General features: G+C 26.5%; 3 protein-coding genes. All 3 read left to right on the forward strand.

Translation table 11 applies throughout. The annotated features are described in order from the left end of the window. Nucleotides 1-225 precede the first annotated feature (225 nt). Nucleotides 226-1,542 (forward strand): zinc-ribbon domain-containing protein, encoded by a 1,317-nt coding sequence (locus VIM70_RS04320; RefSeq protein ID WP_331944462.1) that lies wholly within the window; start codon nt 226-228, stop codon nt 1,540-1,542. Nucleotides 1,543-1,678: 136 nt separating this feature from the next. Beyond that, on the forward strand, nt 1,679-2,701 hold the full coding sequence (locus VIM70_RS04325; RefSeq protein WP_331944464.1) for a hypothetical protein: 1,023 nt from the start codon (nt 1,679-1,681) through the stop codon (nt 2,699-2,701). 139 nt (nt 2,702-2,840) lie between these two features. Then, a partial coding sequence (locus VIM70_RS23395) for a GIY-YIG nuclease family protein (protein WP_414648660.1) occupies nt 2,841-2,943 on the forward strand: 103 nt, incomplete at its 3' end.

Consider the following 2,943-nt stretch of genomic DNA (forward strand, 5'->3'; position numbering starts at 1 on the left):
ATAAATAGATTAACAGGATTTAATAAGAGTCCACTGGGAGATAAATATGAATTAGCTATACAAGAATTAGTAAAATACATATTATTTTATACTAATAAAGAAAAGGTAATAGCATTTCCAATGTCAACAGGCTCAGGGAAAAAGTAATGTAAAACTAATTAAGAACATTTAATACTAATTTACATATGCTAAAGTAATATAAAACAATAAAAAGGAGTAAAACCTATGAATAATAATTTAAAATGTAAAACTAACGAAGATTTTTGGGAAAAGGTTGGTAAAGTTTGGAGCAAAAGCAATGTTAAAGATTATAAAGAATATAGTAGAGGTAGCGAAAGCTTAATAAGTTTGATATGTGATAATGTTCCATATCATGGTGAATACACTACTAATTGCAATTCATTTTCACAGGGGACTAGATGTTCCTATTGTGGAAATCATAAAGTACATCCTTTAGATTCTTTTGCTCAGTGGGGTATAAATAATATTTGCAGTGATTTCTTAGAGTTATATTGGGACTACGAAAAGAATGCTATTAATCCTTGGGAAATCAAACCTATGTCAGATAAAAAAGTATGGATGATTTGCCAAGAAAAAGTATATCATGGAAGTTATGATATTAGTTGTAACAAGTTTTCAACAGGAAGAAGGTGTCCATATTGTAATCACAATAGTGGTAAAGTTCATACGCTGGATAGTTTTGCACAGTACCATATAGATAATACTGACGCACAGTTTTTAATTAAATATTGGGACTATAATTTAAACCAAAGCGTCAATCCATTTCAACTTAATATTTATAGCCACAAAGATATTTATATTAAATGTCAAAACAAAGATAAGGCTTATCATGGAAGTTATAAGACTACTGTGAGTATATTTTCACAGGGGAATAGGTGTCCATATTGCAATAGTTCTGCGAGTGGAAAAGTTCATTTGTTAGATAGTTTAGGTACAATATATCCACAAATATTAGAAATATGGTCTAACAAAAACAAAAAAACTGCATATGAATATACTCCTAATTCAGGTGAAAAAGTATTTTTTAAATGTGAAAACAATATTCACGATGGTTATTCAAAATATATCCAAAATGCAGTTAGAGAAAATTTTAGATGTCCTGATTGTGTAAGAGAAAGAGATGAGAGTTTCCTTCAAGGGAAAGTCAGGTTGTACTTAAATGAGTTGGGATATAATGTACTACATGAATATAATTGTATATTAAAATGCGTTAATCCTAAAACAAAACAATTTTTACCTTTTGACAATGAAGTACCTATATTAAAGCTTATTATAGAAATTCATGGAAAACAACATTATCAAATAACAGGATTCCACAAACTTCAAGCAAAGCGTAATAATAGTACGATGGAACGAGAATTTCATATGGGGAAAGTTAGAGATAGGTATAAAAGAATATGGTCTAAAAAAAATGATTATTTCTATTTAGAGATTCCTTATTGGACTGATAATGAACAAGAAGAATATAAAGAATTAATTGACAATAAAATTAAAGAAATAAATAATATGAAAGAAAAATAATTAAAAAATGAAAATTAAGTTGATAGATTCAATTAGGGGTTCAGGCAAAACATGATAGTATATAAATCTTTAATCTCTTATATTATCATGTTTATAATATTCTAATACATAATAAAGGAAGGAGTGCAAACATATAATGAACATCAATAAACTACATATTAATCAAGTAATAAAGAACTACAGAGAACTATGCAAAATATTAGATATCATAGCAACCACAGGCAATGCTAAGAAGTCACAGATTAAAGAACTATTTATATTCTGTAATTATCATAAGGAGGGCAACAAATTCATTATTGACGAGATATATGAAACACCAATAGTTACTATTGAAAGCTTATCTACAGCTAATAAATATATACATATATTATCAAATGTTATAGCAGAATATTTATATAATAATCCTGAAGTGCTTGATGGTATTCCCATTAATAAGTTATTTAATGCTTTAGGAATAACAAATAATAATTACATAGACTCAATGTATTACAGAAAGGAACTGTCTCAATTGTATGATATACAATTAGCATCAATTTATTATTTCTATAGTGATACAAGAATTGAATTTAAAAGGATAATTGAAAGATGTTTGAATAATTTGCAAGGTAGGAGAGTGTTAAACTGGCATAAATGTATTATGATGAAAAAAGATAATACTATTGTAAAAGCAGACTTAGAAACCGAAAAGGAAATAATAAATATGGAAAAAGAAGCTTTGCAATTCTTAGAGTATAGAAGTATGTATGAGTTAATGCAGAGTAGAAAGGATTTAAAAAAGTTTAACATTATAGTTAAAAAAGAAGCAGGATTTAGTTATTATTATGCATATGATTTAATTATAGGGGATAGAGCTTTAAAAATAGAATACGATAATATTCAGGAGGAAAAGAAGAATGTAAATAATGTTTTTATGGACAGAGCAAAGGTTATGTTTTCAAAAGAAAAGTTTAATGGTTTTAAGTCTGATTATGATATATTAATAAATCTTTTAATGGATATTGATATAGTTGATACTAAATTAGAATCTACATTAAAAAGTAAAAGGGAAGAGAATAAGACTTTATTTAAAAAAGAAATAAAAGAACAAGATAAAACATATGACAGAGCCGTAGATAAAATAAGAGATAAATATCACGATACATATTATAAAGACGAATAAACAAAATAGAATAATATAAAAGTTGTCCACAGATAAGCACTTATACTATATATTATATACCAACCAACGGACAACTTTTAAGAATCACTCACATATAATACAACAAAGATTATAATAATATAGAAAGAGGTAACTAAAAATGTATAAAGGAATTTATAAAATAACAAACAAAATCAATGGAAAAATGTATATAGGTTCAAGTAAAAACGTATTTAAGAGGTGGGGAGAACATATAAGTCAAC

The sequence above is a fragment of the Clostridium sp. genome (assembly GCF_036569345.1).
GTDB lineage: Bacteria > Bacillota > Clostridia > Clostridiales > Clostridiaceae > Clostridium_AD.